Raw genomic sequence first — 19,000 nt, 5'->3', positions numbered from 1 at the left:
AGTTGTGGGTTCGTGGCGTGGACGTGGACTGGACGGCCGTCTTCGAGGGTGCCCGTCCCGCGACCGTCGACCTGCCCACCTACCCCTTCCAGCGCCAGAACTACTGGCTGAAGGACGAGTCCCCCGAGCCGCTCGGCGAACAGGGCCTGATGGACGCCGAGTTCTGGGCGGCTGTGGAGCGGGCCGACGCGGGTGCGCTGGCCGAGACGCTGGGCACGGACGAGGCCGTACTCGATCCGCTGCTGCCCGCGCTCTCCGACTGGCGCCGACGTCGGCACCAGGACGCGGAGGCGGACTCCTGGATGTACGACGTCGCCTGGCAGCCCTTCACGCACGGCACCGCACCGCGCGCCGACGGCACCCGGTGGCTGCTGCTCGTCCCGTCCGGCGAGCACGTGTGGCCCAACGTCGTCGGCCGGGCGCTCGAGTCGCTCGGGGCCGAGGTGCGGGTGGCGGACGCCGACGTGCCCGACCGCGCCGAACTCGCCGCGCGGCTGCGTGCGGCGGGCGACGGAGTCGACGGCGTACTGTCCCTGCTCGCGTTCGGCGAGCGGGCCGGTCTCGACCAGCAGGTACGGGTCGTCCAGGCGCTCGGCGACGCCGATGTCACCGCGCCCCTGTGGATCGCCACTCGGAACGCGGTCCGGGTGGGGTCCGCCGACCGGACCGTCGACGCCGACCAGGCCCAGGTGTGGGGGATGGGGCGGATCGCCGCCCTGGAGTACCCGCAGCGATTCGGCGGCCTGGTCGATCTGCAGTCCGAAGCGGACGACCGCGCCGGTGAACGCCTGGCCGGGGCCCTCACCTCCCCGGACGGCGAGGACCAGGTGGCCGTACGGCCGGCCGGGCTGTACGTGCCCCGTGTGACCCGCAGGCCGCTGGTCGACCGCACTCCCGCCCGGACGTGGCGGCCCACCGGAACCGTGCTCGTCACCGGCGGCACCGGAGGAGTCGGCGCGGAGATCGCCGCGTGGCTGGCGGAGAACGGCGCCCCGCACCTGCTGCTCACCAGCAGGCGCGGTGAACGGACGCCGGGTGCCGCCGAGCTGACGGAGCGGCTGGCGGCGCTGGGCGCACGGGTGACCGTCGCGGCGTGCGACGTGGCCGATCGTGAGGCGCTGGCGCGGCTCCTCGACGGCATCGACCCGGAGCACCCGCTGACCGCGGTCGTGCACGCGGCGGCCGTCCTCGACGACTGCCTGCTCGACGACCTGACCCCCGAGCGGGCCGCGACCGTACTGCGGCCCAAGGTGGACGCGGCACGTCATCTGCACGAACTCACCAAGGACGCCGGCCTCGAAGCCTTCGTGCTGCTGTCCTCGATGGCCGGCACACTCGGTGGTGCGGGACAGGGCAGCTACGCCGCGGCCAACGCCCACCTGGACGCGCTGGCCCACGAGCGGCGCGCGGCGGGTCTGCCCGCCACATCGCTGGCGTGGGGCGCCTGGGGCGGCGTGGGACGCGCCACGGGGGAGATGGGTGAGCGGCTGAGCCGCAGCGGCATCCGCCCGATGGCCACCGGGACGGCACTGCGTGCGTTGGGCCAGGCACTCGACCACGATCTGTCCTTCCTGATGATCGCCGACATCGACTGGGCGGTGTTCGGCCCGGCCTGCACGGCCGGCCGCGCCGGGCGGATCCTCGACGCGCTGCCGGAGGCCCGCCCCGCGTCGCCGTCCGCGTCCATGGACACGGAGGCCGACGAGGGACTCCTCGCACGGCTCGCGGGGCGCTCGCCGGCCGAGCGGGAACAGGAGCTCTTCGACCTGGTTCGTGCTCAGGCGGCGGCCGTGCTCGGACTGCCCGGACCCGAGGAGGTCGATGCCGACCGGGCCCTGCGTGACCTCGGCTTCGACTCGCTGACCGCCGTCGAGCTGCGCAACCGGCTCGGCGCGGCCACGGGGCTGCGCCTGCCGGTCACCGTGGTCTTCGACCACGCGGCCGCCGGCCCGCTGGCGCGGCACCTGGCCGCCCAGCTCTTCGGGGAGGAGCCCGGCACGGCCTCGACGACCGCCGAGCTCCGGCGGACGACCACGGCAGACGGCGGCGCCGACGACGACCCGGTGGTGATCGTCGGCATGAGCTGCCGGCTGCCCGGCGGCATCGACACTCCGGAGGCGCTCTGGGACCTGCTCTCCGCGGGCGGCGACGCCGTGACGGAGTTCCCCACCGACCGCGGCTGGGACCTGGAGGGCGGCTACCACCCGGACCCCGACCACCCGGGCACCTACTACACCCGAGGCGGCGGCTTCCTGCACGACGCAGGCCTCTTCGACCCGGTGTTCTTCGGCATCTCGCCCCGGGTGGCGCCGGCCATCGACCCGCAGCACCGGCTGCTTCTGGAAACCTCGTGGGAGGCGTTCGAACGGGCAGGGATCGACCCGTCGACCGTCAAGGGCAGCCCGGTCGGCGTGTTCATCGGCTCCAACTACAACGACTACGGGCACCGGCGCGGCCGGTCCGCCGACGAGTTCGAGGGGCAACTGGCCACGGGCAGCGCCTCCAGCGTGACCTCGGGCCGGATCGCGTACACCTTCGGTCTCGAAGGGCCCGCCGTCACCGTGGACACCGCGTGCTCGTCCTCGCTGGTGGCCCTGCACATGGCCGCGCAGTCCGTGCGGTCCGGGGAATCCGTCATGGCGTTGGCCGGCGGTGTGACCGTGATGTCCACCCAGGACACCTTCGTCGAGTTCAGCAGGCAAGGGGCCCTCTCCACCGACGGCCGGTGCAAGGCGTTCTCCGCCGCGGCCGACGGAGCCGGCTGGGCCGAGGGCGTCGGCATGGTCCTGCTCGAGCGGCAGTCGCAGGCGCGGCACGCCGGGCACCGGGTGCTCGCCGTGCTGCGGGGCAGCGCGGTCAACCAGGACGGCGCGTCGAACGGCCTGACGGCTCCCAGCGGCCCCGCCCAGCAGCGGGTGATCAGGCAGGCCCTCGCCAACGCCGGGCTGACCCCCGCCGACGTCGACCTCATGGAGGCCCACGGCACCGGCACCGCGCTCGGCGACCCCATCGAAGCCGACGCGCTCCTGGCGACGTACGGGCAGAACCGTCCTGAGGGCCGGCCGCTGTGGCTGGGTTCGGTGAAGTCGAACATCGGTCACACCCAGGCGGCCTCGGGCGTGGCCGGGGTCATCAAGGCCGTCCTGAGCGTGGGGCACGGCACCATGCCGCGCACCCTGCACGTCGACGAGCCCAGCCCGCACGTCGACTGGTCGTCGGGCGCGGTGCGCCTGCTCACCGACGAGCGTGCCTGGCCGGACGGGGACGGGCCCCGCCGGGCCGCGGTCTCCTCCTTCGGAATGAGCGGCACCAACGTCCACGTCATCGTCGAGCAGGCGCCCGCGGAGCGGACCGCCGAGGCACCCCGGACCGAAACCGGTACCGGACCCCTGCCATGGACGCTGTCCGCGCGCAGCGCCGCCGCTCTGCGCACCCAGGTGGAGAACCTGCTGGAGGCGCTCGACACCCGGACCGACGACGCCGCTGCCGTGGCCCGCGCGCTTGACGCCCGCTCCCGCTTCGAGAACCGCCTGGTCTGCTGGGGCGGTGACCGCGACCAGCTGCGCGAGCAGCTCACCGACTGGCTGGAGGGACGCACCACGGCCCCGTCGGCCACCGGCGTCACGAGCCACGGCCGTACCGCCTTCATGTTCTCCGGCCAGGGGGCCCAGCGCCTCGGCATGGGCCGGGAGCTCTACCGGCGGTTCCCCGTGTACGCCGACGCGTTCGACGAGGTCTGCGCCCATCTGGACCTCGAACTGCCCAGGCCGCTGCGGGACGTCGTGTTCGCCGAGGAGAACGGCCCGGACGCCGGACTGCTCGACCGTACGCAGTACACCCAGCCGGCGCTGTTCGCGGTCGAGGTCGCGCTGTACCGGCTCTTCACGTCCTGGGGCGTGGTGCCCGACCAGCTGATCGGGCACTCCGTCGGAGAGCTGACCGCCGCACACCTGGCGGGCGTGTTCACCCTGCCGGACGCGTGCCGCCTGGTCGCGGCGCGCGGCCGGCTGATGGGCGAGCTGCCCGCCGGGGGCGCGATGGCCGCGCTGGCCGTCGCCGAGGCGGAGGTACTGCCACTGCTGAACGGGCGGGAGGACCGGATCGGCGTAGCCGCCGTCAACGGCCCCGGGGCCACGGTGGTGTCCGGTGACACCGACGAAGTCGAGCGGGTCGCCGCGCACTTCGCCGGACTCGGCCACCGGACCCGGCGCCTGACGGTCAGTCACGCCTTCCACTCCCCGCACATGGACCCGATGCTGGAGCGCTTCGCCGAGATCGTCCGGGGCACCCCGATGTCCGCGCCGGTGATCCCCGTGGTGTCCGGCCTGACCGGCGAGACGGCGACCGCCGAGCAACTGTGCTCCCCCGACTACTGGGTGGCGCAACTGCGCGGCACCGTCCGGTTCGCCGACGGTCTCCGCTCCCTCGCCCGGGCCGGGGTCACCCGGTTCCTGGAGCTGGGGCCCGACGCCGTACTGACCGCGATGGCCGCGGACAGCCGCGCGCAGGACGAGCCCGGTGTGGTCGTATCCGTCCTGCGGCGCGGCCGGGACGAGGCCGAGTCCGTCCTCGGTGCGCTCACCCAGGCGTACGTGCACGGCGCCCCGTGCGACTGGAGCGCGTTCCTGCCGGACGGCGCACGGGCCGACCTGCCCACCTATCCCTTCCAGCGGCAGCGGTACTGGCTGGCCGCCCCGCAGCCCGAGGGGGACGTGCGGCAGGCCGGGCTCGACGACGCGGGGCATCCCCTGCTCGGCGCCGCCGTACGCCTCGCCGACAGCGACGACGTCCTGTTCACGGCCCGGCTCTCACGCCGCCGGCACCCCTGGCTCGCCGACCACGCCATCGCGGGCCGGGTGGTTCTGCCCGGCACGGCGTTCCTCGAGCTCGCCGTTCGCGCGGGTGACCGGGTCGGCTGCGACGGCGTCGGTGAACTGACCCTTCACGAACCCCTGGTGCTGCCCGAGCGGCAGACGGTCCAGGTGCAGATACGGGTGGGCGCGCCGGACGAGTCCGGGGTGCGGAGCCTGAGTGTGCACTCGCGGCCGGACGGCACGGCGGACGACGCGGACCACCGTCCGGACGGCGACGGCACGCACGACACGGTGTGGCAGCGGCACGCGAGCGGCACCCTGCTCCCCGGAACCGGAACCGGAGCCGGAGCCGGAACCGGAGCCGGAATCGGAATCGGTGCAGTGCCCGGTGAACCCGCCCCCGTCTCCTGGCCGCCCGCGGACGCGGAGCCCGTCGACCTCGACGGCTTCTACCCGAGGCTGGCCGAGAACGGCAGCGACTACGGCCCGGTGTTCCAAGGGCTGCGTGCGGCCTGGCGACGCGGAGCGGAGGTCTTCGCCGAGGTGGCCCTCGCCGACGGCACCGACACCACCGGCTTCGGTCTCCACCCGGCGCTCCTCGACGCCGCGCTGCAGGCGGTCGCCCTGGGCGCGGTCGGCGCGGAGGGCCGCGGTGTGATGCCGTTCTCCTGGCGCGACGTCGCCCTGCACCGTGCGGGCGCCGACCTGCTGCGGGTGCGGCTCACCGACATCGGGCACGACACCGTGTCCCTGCGGGCCTGGGACCCGGCCGGCACGCCGGTCGTCTCCGCCGAGTCGCTGGCGTTCCGTCCGATCACCACCGCGGCGACCGGCGGCCCCCGCTCCGGCCTGCTGCTGCGCACCGCGTGGACACCCGTCCCGGCCGTGCCGCTGCCCAACCGCCGGACCTGGACGATCGTCGGATCCGACGCTCCGTCCGAGCTGATGGCCGCTCTCACCGCCACCGGACCGGTCGAGACCCATCCGTCGTTGCGGGATCTGGCCGACACCGTCTCGGCGGGTGCGGCCGTGCCCGACCGGGCCGTCGTCGCCGTACCGGCGTTCCCGGGCGACCCCGCCGCAGCCGCGCGGTCGGCGGCCCACTGGGCGCTGGACACGCTGCAGACGTGGCTCGCCTGCGAGCCCTTCGCCGGATCCCGGCTGGTCCTCGTGACCCGGGGCGCGGTGGCCGCCGACTCCGACGGGGAGCTGACCGACCTGCCCGGCGCCACGGTCCACGGCCTGGTCCGCGCGGCGATCGCCGAACACCCGGGCCGTTTCGCACTGCTGGACGCCGATCCCGCCGTCGTGGGCACCGGTTCCGCCGCCGACGCCACGGCGACCGCCCACGCGCTGGCCGCCGCCGTCGCCGGCGACGAACCGCAGTCCGTCGTGCGGGCCGGCGGCCTGCGCGTCGCCCGGCTCACCCGGGTGCCGGCCGACACCCGGGACACCGGCTCCACGGTCCCCGTGTGGAACCCCGCCGGGACGACCCTGATCACCGGAGCGACCGGCACCCTCGGCCGGCTCGTCGCCCGTCATCTCGTCACCGAGCACGGCGTACGGCGGCTGCTGCTGATCAGCCGCAGCGGACCCGCGGCGCCCGGAGCGGCCGCGCTGCGCGACGAACTCGCCGCGCTGGGCGCCGATGTCACCGTCGCGGCCTGCGACGCGGCGGACCGGGCCGGGCTCGCCGACCTGCTCGACGGCATCCCCGCCGCACACCCGCTCACCGCCGTCGTGCACGCCGCGGGCGTCGTCGACGACGGGGTGGTCACCTCCCTGACACCGGAGCGGATCGACGGCGTGCTCGCGCCGAAGGCCGACGCGGCACTGAATCTGCACGAGCTCACCGCGTCGCTGGACCTGAGCGCGTTCGTCCTGTTCTCCTCGGTCGCCTCGACACTGGGCGGCGGCGGGCAGGGCAGCTACGCGGCGGGCAACTCCTTCCTCGACGCGCTCGCCCGGCACCGCCGGTCCCAGGGGCTGCCCGCGCTCTCCCTGTGCTGGGGTCCGTGGTCCGAAGCCAGTGCCATGACCGGCAAACTCGGGGCCGCCGACCACGCCCGGTTCGCCCGGGCGGGCATCGCCTCCCTGCCCTCGGACGAGGGGCTGGGCCTGTTCGACGCCGCGTGCGCCCTCGACGAGACGGTCCTGGTGCCGGTACGCCTGTCACTCGCCGCGTTCCGCGACGCCGACCCCGACGCCGTACCTCCGCTGCTGCGCGGACTGGTGCGCGGCGGCCGGCCGGCCGTGACCCGAGGGGCGCGGGACGCGCAGGACATCCGGAGCGGACGGGAGGGACACGACACCCGCGACATCCGGCACCCCGCCGATCCCGCCGACCGCATCACCGGGATGAGCGGCCCCGAGCGCGAACGCGCCCTGCTGGACCTGGTGCGCGGGGAGGCGGCCGTGGTGCTCGCCTACCCGGGCCCCGAACTGGTCGACGTGCAGCGGGGATTCCTGGAAATGGGCTTCGACTCCCTCAGCGCCGTGGAACTGCGCAACCGGCTCAGCAGGGCGACCGGACTCACACTGCCCGCGACCTTGCTCTTCGACTACCCGACACCGGCCGCGCTCGCCGCCCACCTCGACGAGGTCTTCCCCTCGGACGGGGAACGCGTCCTCGCCCCGCTCCTCCTCGCACTGGAGAAGCTGGGAGCCAACCTGCCCGACACGACCGCCGACGACGTACTGCGCGGCCGCGTCGAGAGCCGGCTGAGGGAACTGCTGGCCAAGGTGGCCGGGCCTGCCGCGGCCCCGCCCACCGCGCCGGACTCGGTGGTCGATCACATCGACACGGCGTCCGACGACGAACTCTTCCGGTTCCTCGACGGGCTGGACACATGAGCGGCGAAGAGACAAGCAGGTCGTGCGTGGGGCCAGGGCGCCCCGGACTTGGGGGACACCGATGAACGAGGAACGGCTGCGCGAGTACCTGCGGAAGGCGACGGCCGACCTGCACCGGACCCGGCAACAGCTCACCGACCACGAGGCGAGGAGCACGGAGCCCATCGCCATCGTCGGGATGAGCTGCCGGCTGCCCGGTTCGGTCGCCTCGCCGGACCACCTGTGGCAGTTGCTGGCCGACGGCACCGACGCCGTGTCGGACTTCCCCACCGACCGCGGCTGGGACCTCGAGTCGCTGTACGACCCCGACCCCGACCAGCCCGGCACCTGCTACTCCACCCAGGGCGGTTTCCTGCACGACGCCGCCGAGTTCGACGCCGAGCTGTTCGGACTGAGCCCTCGGGAGGCGCTGGCCACCGACCCGCAGCAGCGGCTGCTGCTGGAGGCGTCGTGGGAGGCCCTGGAGCGCGGCGGGATCAGTCCCGCGTCGCTGCGCGGCAGCAGCACGGGTGTGTACGTCGGCGTGATGTACAACGACTACGGCGCCCGCGTACGGCAGGCCCCGCGTGGCCTGGAGGGCTACATCGGCAACGGCAGCTCGCCGAGCATCGCCTCCGGCCGCATCGCCTACACCCTCGGTCTGGAAGGGCCCGCGGTGACCCTCGACACCGCGTGCTCCTCCTCGCTGGTGGCCATGCACCTGGCCTGCCAGGCACTGCGGGCCGGCGAGTGCACACTCGCCCTCGCCGGCGGCGTCACCGTGATGTCCACACCGGTCACCTTCGTGCAGTTCAGCCGGCACCGGGGCCTGGCCCCCGACGGGCGCTGCAAGTCCTTCGCCGACGACGCCGACGGCACCGGCTGGTCCGAGGGCGTCGGGCTGCTGGCCCTGGAGCGCCTGTCCGACGCCCGCCGCAACGGCCACCCGGTGCTGGCGGTGATCCGCGGCAGCGCCATCAACCAGGACGGCGCCAGCAGCGGGCTCACCGCGCCCAACGGCCCCTCCCAGCAGCGAGTCATCCGGCAGGCCCTGGCGAACGCGGGCCTGACCCCGGCCGACGTGGACGCCGTGGAGGCGCACGGCACCGGGACCCGGCTCGGAGACCCGATCGAGGCCCAGGCGCTGCTCGCTACGTACGGCCGGGACCGGCCCGCCGACCGGCCGCTGTGGCTCGGCTCGCTCAAGTCGAACCTCGGACACACCCAGGCCGCCGCCGGCGCGGCCGGCGTGATCAAGATGGTGCAGGCCATCCGGCACGCCACCCTCCCCAGGACCCTGCACGTGACGGAGCCCTCCCGGCACGTGGACTGGTCCTCGGGCGGTGTGCGTCTGCTCACCGAGGCCCGGCCCTGGACCGCGGACGACCACCCGCGCCGGGCAGGCGTCTCGGCATTCGGGGTGAGCGGCACCAACGCGCACCTGATCGTCGAACAGGCCCCGGAAGAGCCCGCCCCCGGAGACGAGCCGGCCCGGACCCTGCCCGTCGTGCCCTGGGTGGTGTCGGCGAAGACCGGTGACGGGCTCGCCGCACAGGCCCGGCGACTGCGCGACGGCGTCGCCGGACACCAGCCGCGGGACGTCGGATACTCCCTGGCCACGACGCGCGCCCCCCTGGAGCGCCGGGCGGTGGCCCTGGGCACCGGCCCCGCGGAACTGACCGCCGCCCTCACCGCGATCGCCGACGGCGCGGACGGCGCGCCCGGCACCGTGACCGGGCGCCCCCTCGGCGGCCCCGTCGCCTTCATGTTCAGCGGCCAGGGCGCCCAACGTGCGGGCATGGGCAAGGAGTTGTACGACACCTATCCGGTGTTCGCGCGGGCGCTGGACGAGATCGCCGCCCACTTCGACGACGTACTCGACCGTCCCCTGACCTCGGTCATGTTCGAGCGGACCGACGGCCTGCTGGACCGCACCGAGTACACGCAGCCCGCCCTCTTCGCCCTCGAAGTGGCGCTCTTCCGCCTCCTCACGTCGTGGGGGGTGCGCCCCGACCACCTGATCGGCCACTCCATCGGCGAACTGGCCGCCGCCCACGCGGCCGGGGTCCTGACCCTCCCGGACGCCTGCCGACTGGTCGCCGCGCGCGCCCGCCTCATGCAGGCCCTCCCCGGTGGCGGGGCCATGCTGGCCGTCCGCGCCACCGAGGCCGAGGTCACCCCCCTGCTCGGCGAGCGGGTCGGGATCGGCGCCGTCAACGCGTCCGGCTCCGTGGTGCTCTCCGGCGACGAGGACGAGGTACTGCGCGTCGGCGCCGTGTTCGCCGACCGCGGCACCAGCACCCGCCGCCTCACCGTCAGTCACGCCTTCCACTCCCACCACATGGACGGCATGCTCGAGGAGTTCCGTGCCGTCGCGGAGACCGTCGAGCACCACCGGCCGCGCATCCCCGTCGTGTCCAACCTGACCGGCCGGCCCGTGGACGAGTTCACCGCCGGCCACTGGGTGCGCCACGTCCGCGAGGCGGTCCGCTTCGCCGACGGCGTCGAACGGCTGCGCGACCTCGGCACGACCCGGTTCGTCGAACTGGGCCCCGACGGCCCGCTCAGCGCCGCCGTCGCCGAGGACGTACCCGCCACCTGCCTCGTGCGGCCCCTGCTCACCCGCGACCGGCCCGAACCCGAGGCCCTGACGGAAACCCTCGCCCACCTGTGGGCGTGCGGCGTCCCCGTCGACTGGACCGCCTTCTACGACGGCACCGGCGCCCGGCGCGTCGACCTGCCCACCTTCGCCTTCCAGCAGCGCCGCTTCTGGCTGGACGCGACCGTCTCCCGCCACGACATGACGGCCGGTCACTCCATCCTCGGCGTCCGGATGGAACGCGCCGACGCCGACGGATTCGTGTTCGGCGGCGACCTCTCCCTCACCACCCACCCCTGGATCGCCGACCACCGCGTCGCCGGCCGCGTCCTGGTGCCCGGCACGGCCTTCCTCGAGCTCGCCGTGCGCGCCGGCACCCAGATCGGCTGCCCCCGCGTCGAGGAGCTGGTGCTGGCCGAACCCCTGGTCCTGGACCCGGCCGGCCGCGTCGCCCTCCAGGTCGTCATCGGAGCCGCCGACGCCGCCGGGAGCCGGCCGGTCACCGGGTACTCCCGCGCCGACTCCGGGCAGGACACCGACCACGCGGGCCGGCCCTGGACGCGCCACTTCACCGGCACCCTGGCCGCCCGCACCGAGCCCGCCGAACCGGCCCACACCACCTGGCCCCCGGCCGGGGCGACCCCCCTGGACACCCAGGACCTCTACGACGGGCTGGCCGACGCCGGTCTCGAGTACGGGCCGGCGCTGCGCGGCCTCAAGGCCGCCTGGCGGCTCGGCGACGACATCCACGCCGAGATCGAACTGCCCGAGTCCCAGCACGTCGAGGCCGAACGGTTCGAACTGCACCCCGCCCTGCTCGACGCGGCCCTGCACGCGGCCGCCCTCGACACCGACACCTCCACGGGGGCGATCCCCTTCACCTGGACCGGTGTCGGCGTGCACACCCCGGGCGCCACCTCACTGCGGGTCACCCTCGCCCGGACCGCGCGGCACTCGCTCACCCTGACCGCGACCGACACCACCGGCACACCGGTCGTGTCCGTCGGTGAACTGCTGATACGCCCCCTGCCGGGCGACCGGCAGCCCGACCGGTCCCGCCACCGCGACGCCATGTTCCGCGTCGAATGGCTGGAGGTCCCCCCCACCGGACCCCGCCTCTCCGACGAACTGCCGGGCCGCACACCGCAGGTGGTCGACCTCCCCGGCGGCGACCCCCTGCCCGACGACCCGTACGAGGCGGTGCGCGAGGCCCTGCACCGCACGCTCGCCGTCCTCCAGCGACAGCTCGCCGCGCCCGCCGACGACGACGGCACCCCGCTCGTGCTGCGCACCCGCGGCGCCGCCCGGCTCCCCGGCGGGACCGAGGACGTCGACCCGGTCGCCGCAGCCGTCCAGGCACTGGTCCGCTCGGCACAGTCGGAGAACCCCTCCCGGTTCGTCCTCGTCGACGTCACCGGCGACACACCGGAGAGCCGGGAGATCCCCACCCAGGACATCCCGCACGACGAACCCAGCCTCCTGCTGCGCCACGGCCGCTGGTACGCGCCCCGCCTCGCCCGCCTCCCCGCCCTGGACGAGGAGCCGCCGTCCACCCTCGACCCGGACGGCACCGTCCTGGTCACCGGAGCCACCGGCCGGCTGGGCCGCGCCCTGTGCCGGCACCTCGTCGAGGAGCACGGCATCCGGCACCTGCTGCTCACCAGCAGGTCCGGGCCGCACTCCGCGGACGCCGCCGAACTGGCCGCCCTGGACGCCGACGTCCGGATCGAGGCCTGCGACGTGGCCGACCGGGACGCCCTCGCGGCACTGCTCGCCACCGTTCCCGCCGCACACCCGCTGACCGCGGTCATCCACCTCGCCGGCGTCCTCGACGACGCCATCATCCAGTCGCTGACCCCCGAACGGATCGACACCGTCCTCGCCCCCAAGGCGGCCGGCGCGTTCCACCTGCACGAGCTGACCCGCGACCTGGACCTCTCGGCGTTCGTCCTCTTCTCCTCCGCCGCCGGCACCTTCGGCGGCCCCGGCCAGGGCAACTACGCCGCCGCCAACGCCTGCCTCGACGCCCTCGCCGAACACCGCCGCCACGCCGGACTGCCCGGGCAGTCACTGGCCTGGGGCCTGTGGGAGGGGCAGGACGGCATGGTCAGCAACCTGAGCGACGTCGACCTGCGGCGCGCCGCGAGCATCGGCGTCCTCAGCCTCAGCGGACCGGAGGGCCTCGCGCTCTTCGACACCGCCCTGCGCCGCCCCGAGGTCACCCTGGTGCCCACCGCCTTCGACTTCGCCGTCCTGCGCGGCCAGGACGGCAAGGACGCCCTGCACGCCCTGCTGCGCGGCCTGGTCCGCCGGCAGCGGCCCCACACCCGCACGGCCGGCCGGCCGACCCGCATGATCGACCTGGTCCGCACCCGGGTCGCCGCCGTCCTGCGGCACTCCTCGATGAGCGCCGTCGACCCCGACAAGGCCTTCTCGGAGCTCGGCTTCGACTCGCTGATGGCGGTCGAACTGCGCAACACACTCAGCGAACAGACCGGCCTGCGGCTGCCCGCCTCGATCATCTTCGACCAGCCGACCCCGGCCGCGCTGGCCGAGCACCTGGAGACACTCACCACCACCGCCACCACGGCGCCCGGCGGCAGGACCGCACCCGCCCCGACCGCCGCCCCCGACGAGCCGATCGCGATCGTCTCCATGGCCTGCCGGCTGCCCGGCGGAGTGGAGACCCCCGAAGACCTGTGGGACCTGGTCCTTCGCGGCGACGACGCCATCGTGCCCATGCCCGACGACCGGGGCTGGGACCTCACGGCGCTCTACCACCCCGACCCCGCCCACAGCGGCACCAGCTACGCCCGCGAGGGCGGCTTCCTCACCGGCGCCGACCGGTTCGACCCGGCCCCGTTCGGCGTCTCACCCCGCGAAGCCCTCGCCATGGACCCCCAGCAGCGCCTGCTGCTCGAATCGTCCTGGGAACTCTTCGAACGGGCCGGCATCGCACCGCGCTCCCTGCGCGGCAGCGACACCGGCGTCTTCGTCGGCCTGATGTACACCGACTACCCGGCTTTGCTGCACGGCCGCGACCACGACCTGGAGGGCCACCTCGGCACCGGCACCGCCGGCAGCGTCGCCTCCGGCCGGATCGCCTACACCTACGGCCTTGAGGGCCCCGCCGTCACCGTCGACACCGCGTGCTCCTCCTCCCTCGTCTCCCTGCACATGGCGGTCGGCGCCCTGCGCTCCGGCGAGTGCTCGCTCGCCCTGGCGGGCGGCGTGACCGTGATGTCGACCCCCACCGTGTTCGTCGAGTTCAGCCGCCAGCGCGGCCTGGCCGCCGACGGCCGCTGCAAGCCGTTCTCCGACGACGCCGACGGCACCGGCTGGGGCGAGGGCCTCGGCCTGATCCTCCTCGAACGGCTCTCCGACGCCCGCCGCAACGGGCACACCGTGCTCGGCCTCGTCCGGGGCTCCGCCGTCAACCAGGACGGCGCCTCCAACGGTCTCACCGCGCCCAACGGCCCCTCCCAGCAGCGTGTGATCCGCCAGGCCCTCGCGGCCTCCGGCCTCGATGCCGCCGACGTGGACGCCGTCGAGGCACACGGCACCGGAACGCCCCTCGGCGACCCCATCGAAGCCCAGGCACTGCTCGCCACCTACGGCCGGCAACGCCCCGCCGACGCGCCCCTGCTGGTCGGCGCCCTCAAGTCGAACATCGGACACACCCAGGCCGCGGCCGGCGTCGCCGGCATCATCAAGACCGTCATGGCCATGCGCCACGGCGTCCTTCCGAAGATCCTCCACCTCGACGAACCGTCCTCCCGCGCCGACTGGGACTCCGGCGCCGTACGACTGCTGACGGACCGCCAGCACTGGCCGCGCACCGGCCGGCCGCGCCGCGCCGCCGTGTCCTCCTTCGGCATCAGCGGCACCAACGCCCACGTGATCCTGGAACAGGCACCCGGCCCCGACGTTCCCGACGCCCCCGACGGCTCCGCGGAGCCGCCCGCGGCCGTCGCCTGGACCCTGTCCGCACCCACCGTGTCGGCGCTGCGCGCCCAGGCCGACCGGCTCCTGCCGGCCGTGACGGACCCGCGGCCCGTGGATGTCGGCCTCACCCTCGCCACCACCCGGTCGCCCTTCGAACACCGGGCGGTGGTCGTCGGGACCGACCGGGACGAACTCCTCCAGGGCCTGCGCTCGCTGGCCGCCGGCGACCCCGGACCGGGCGTCGTCGAGGGCGTGGCACGGCCCGCCGGCCGGCCGGTGTTCGTCTTCCCCGGACAGGGCTCCCAGTGGGCCGGCATGGCCGCCGAACTCATCGACGCCTCACCGAGGTTCGCCCGGAGCATCGCCCGCTGCGAGGCCGCACTCGCCGCATTCGTGGACTGGCGCCTCACCGACGTCCTGCGTGGCACACCCGGCGCTCCCGGCCTCGAAGGCGACGACGTGGTGCAGCCCGCGACCTTCGCGGTCACCCTGTCCCTCGCCGAACTGTGGCGCTCCTACGGTGTCGAACCCGCCGCCGTCGTCGGACACTCGCAGGGCGAGATCGCCGCCGCCTGCTTCGCCGGAGCGCTCAGCCTGCACGACGCCGCCCGCGTCGTCTGCCTGCGCGGCCGTGTGGTCACCGCGCTCGCCGGACTCGGCGGGCTCCTCTCGGTGGCCGCCCCGACCGAACACGTCACCGAGATGCTGCTCCCCTACGAGGGCCGGCTCCACATCGGCGCCGTCAACAGCCCTCGGGCCGTCATCGTCTCCGGTGACGCGGACGCCCTGCGCGACTTCGCCGCCGTATGCGGGCAACGCGACATCCGCACCCGGACCGTGCCGATCAACTACGCCTCCCACTCCCCGCACGCCGACGCCGTCGAAACGGAACTCCTGAACGTCCTCGACCTCCTCACGCCCTCCGAACCCGAGGTGCCGTTCTTCTCCACGGTGACCGCCGACTGGACCGACGGCCCGGTGTTCGACGCCGGCTACTGGTTCCGGAACCTGCGCCGCCCCGTGCGCTTCGCCGACTCCGTGCGGGCCCTCGCCGAGCAGGGCTTCGGCCCGATGATCGAGGTCAGCGCCCACCCGGTCCTCACGGTCGCCGTCGAGGAGACCCTCCCGGACCGCGACGAGGTGACCTCCCTCGGCTCCCTGCGCCGCCACGACGGCGGACTGCCCCGGTTCCTGCAGTCCCTCGGAGAGGCCCACACGGCGGGCGTGAGCGTCGACTGGGCCCGCCTCTTCGAGGACACCGGCGCCCGCCGCATCGACCTGCCCTCCTACGGCTTCCAGCGCCGCCGCTTCTGGCCCGACCGGCCCGCCGCCGGGACCGGACCCCGCGACACCGACCCGGTGGAGGCCGAGTTCTGGCGCGCGGTGGTCCACGAGGACCTCGACGCCGTCGCCGGACACATCGGCGTCGAACGCCGCGCACTCGAGCCCGTACTCCCCGCGCTGTCCCGCTGGCACACACAGCGCCGGGTCGGCGCCACGATCGACCACTGGCGCTACCGCACCCGGTGGGAACCGGTGCCGGACACCGGGCACGGCCCCCTCACGGGAACCTGGCTGGTGGCTCGGCCCGAGAGGCACCACCCCCTCGCCGACGCCGTCACCCGTGCGCTGACGGACGCCGGAGCCGACGTACTCGAACTCCTGGTGGACCCCGGTCACACCGATGACGTGCGGCTGGCCCGGCACATCACCGACCGCCTCGCCGGCCGGCACCTCACGGGCGTCCTCTGCCTCACGGGCCTCGACGACACGCCCCACCCGGACCACCCCGACGCACCCGCCGGGCTCACCACCTGCCTGACCGTGGTCCGCGCCCTCACCGCCCTGGACCTCGGCGCGCCGCTCTGGATCGCCACCGCCGGCGCCGTCGGCACCGGCCCCGAGGACCCCCCGCGCAACCCTGCCCAGGCAACGCTGTGGGGTGCGGGCGTGGTGCTGGGACTCGACCTGCCACGCCTCTGGGGCGGCCTCGTCGACCTGCCCGGCGAACTCGACGCCGACAGCGCCCGCCACCTGTGCGGCCTCCTCGCCGGCGGGACCGGCGAGGAACAGCTCGCCATCCGGCCGGTCGGCCCACTGGCCCGCAGGCTGGTCCGCGCGCCCGCCGAAGGCCCCACAACACCGTGGCAGCCACGGGACACCGTCGTCATCACCGGCGGCACCGGCGCACTCGGCGGTCACCTGGCCCGCTGGGCCGCACGCTCCGGTGCCGACCGGATCGTCCTCGTCAGCCGCCGCGGCGACGCCGCCGAGGGAATGCCCGAGCTCCTCGACGAACTCGTCGACCTGGGCGCCGATGTCGTCATGGCGGCCTGCGACCTCGCCGACCGGGACGCCCTCGGTGACCTCTTCGCCAAGATCGGATCCGGCGGCCCGCCGATCCGCGCGGTGCTCCACGCGGCCGGCACCAGCGGACGCGAACTCCCCGTCGGGGATCTCACCACCGCCGAACTCGCCGCCGTACTCGCCCCCAAACTCACCGGCACCCGCCACCTCGCCGACCTCACCGAGGACCTCGAACTGGACGCCTTCGTCACGTTCTCCTCCGGTGCCGGCACCTGGGGCGACGCCCGACGCATCGGCTACGCGGCGGCCAACGCCCACCTCGACGCCTTCGCCGCCCACCGGCGCGCCGCCGGCCGTCCGTTCCTCTCGATCGCCTGGGGTGCCTGGGCGGGAGGCGGCATGGTCGACACCGACACCGCCGCCCATCTGCACCGCCTGGGCAACCGCCAGATGGACCCCGGCCTCGCCGTCGCCGCGCTGGCCGTCGCCGTGGGCCGACGCGACCACAACCTCGTGGTCGCCGACATCGACTGGCAGTCCTTCGCCCCCGCCTACACCGCCACCCGCGCCCGCCCCCTGATCCTCGGTGTTCCCGAGGCCCGCCAGGCGGTCGAGGAAACCGGCCCGGCCGACACCGACGAGGCAACCGCCCTGGTCCGTGAACTGTCCACGCTGGATGAGGGCGAACGACAGCGGCTGATGCTCGAGCGCGTGCGCCGCGAGGCAGCCGCCGCCCTCGGCCACGACTCGGCGGCAGACCTCCGGTCCGACCGCTCCTTCCGCGACCTGGGCTTCGACTCCCTGACCGTCGTGACACTGCGCAACCGCCTGTCCGCACTCACCGGCCTGAAGCTGCCCACCACCCTGGTCTTCGACCATCCCACCTTCCCCGACCTCGCCCGCCATCTGACCGGCCGGCTCTTCGGCGCCGACGGCGGACACCCCGCCCAGAGCCCGGAGGAGGCCGCCACCTGGGCGACCCTGCGCACCATCCCGATCAACCGGCTGCGCGAGACCGGACTGTTGGACGCCCTGCTGGAACTGGCCACCACACCCGGCCAGGAGACCGCGTCCGAGCCGGACACCGCGACCGGCGCGGTGGACCGCATCGACGACATGAACGTGGCCGACCTCGTCGAGTTGGCCCTCGGCACCGACCACCACGAGGTGGAGAACTGACATGACCGCACCCAACGACAAGATCGTCGACGCCCTGCGTGCGGCACTGCGCGACAACGAACGGCTCAAGCAGCACAACCAGCGCCTCGAACACGCCACCCGCGAACCCATCGCCGTCATCGGCATGGGCTGCCGCCTGCCCGGCGGGGCCAACACCCCCGAACAGCTGTGGGAGCTGCTCGCCGACGGCGAGGATGCCATCACCACCTTCCCCGACCGGCCGGGCTGGGAACTGGACACCCTCGTCGACGACGACCCCGACCGGCGCGGTACCACCTACGTCAGCCAGGGCGGCTTCCTGCACGACGCCGACCGGTTCGACGCGGACTTCTTCGGCATCTCGCCCCGCGAGGCGCTCGCCATGGACCCCCAGCAGCGCCTCCTCCTCGAAGTCGCCTGGGAAACCTTCGAGAACGCCCGCATCTCCCCGGCATCCCTGCACTCGACCGCGACCGGCGTCTTCGCCGGCGCCACCGGCCAGGACTACGGCCCCTACGTCGACCACTGCGGCATCGACACCGAGGGTTACCTCGCCACCGGGTGCGCCAGCAGCGTCGCCTCCGGCCGCATCGCCTACGCCCTCGGCCTCGAGGGCCCCGCCGTGACCGTCGACACGGCCTGCTCCTCCTCCCTGGTCGCCCTGCACATGGCGGTGCAGTCCCTGCGCTCCGGTGAATGCTCCCTGGCCCTGGCCGGCGGCGCCCAGCTCATGGCCAGCCCTTCCACCTTCCGCGAGTTCAGCCGCCAGCGCGGGCTGGCCCCCGACGGCCGCTGCAAGCCGTTCTCGGACGACGCCGACGGCACAGCGTGGAGCGAGGGCGTCGGCCTCCTCCTGGTCGAGCGGCTGTCGGACGCGCGGCGCAACGGACACCGGGTGCTGGCCGTCATCCGGGGCACCGCGGTCAACCAGGACGGTGCGTCCAACGGCCTGACCGCGCCGAGCGGCCTCGCCCAGCAGCGGGTGATCCGGCAGGCGCTGGCCAATGCGGGTGTCTCCGCGTCCGAGGTGGACGTGGTGGAGGCGCACGGCACGGGCACCACGCTGGGTGACCCGATCGAGGCGCAGGCCCTGCTGACGACGTACGGGCAGGACCGCCCGGAGGACCGGCCGTTGTGGCTGGGTTCGGTGAAGTCGAACCTCGGGCACACGCAGGGCGCGGCGGGTGTCGCGGGTGTGATGAAGATGGTGCTGGCGCTGCGGCACGGCGTCATGCCGAAGTCGCTGCATTTGGACCGGCCGTCGTCGCATGTGGACTGGTCGGCGGGTGCGGTGGAGTTGCTGTCCGAGGCGCGGGAGTGGCCGCGCGGGGAGCAGCCGCGTCGG

General features: G+C 74.5%; 3 protein-coding genes. All 3 read left to right on the top strand.

Features of this window, described 5'->3' with window-relative positions:
* Positions 1-17: 17 nt before the first annotated feature.
* Positions 18-7,667, top strand: coding sequence for an SDR family NAD(P)-dependent oxidoreductase (locus ACZ5C2_RS37850; protein WP_468801418.1), 7,650 nt, complete (start codon positions 18-20; stop codon positions 7,665-7,667).
* A gap of 61 nt (positions 7,668-7,728) precedes the next feature.
* Positions 7,729-17,676, top strand: a complete 9,948-nt coding sequence (locus ACZ5C2_RS37845; RefSeq protein ID WP_468801416.1) for a type I polyketide synthase — start codon at positions 7,729-7,731, stop codon at positions 17,674-17,676.
* Position 17,677: 1 nt separating this feature from the next.
* Positions 17,678-19,000 (top strand): type I polyketide synthase (locus ACZ5C2_RS37840; protein ID WP_468801415.1); only part of this gene is annotated, 1,323 nt, incomplete at its 3' end.

The organism is Streptomyces sp. NPDC031365 (assembly GCF_055569765.1).
The sequence above is the reverse complement of the archived record's forward strand: the minus strand, read 5'-3'. Positions and strand labels throughout refer to the sequence as shown.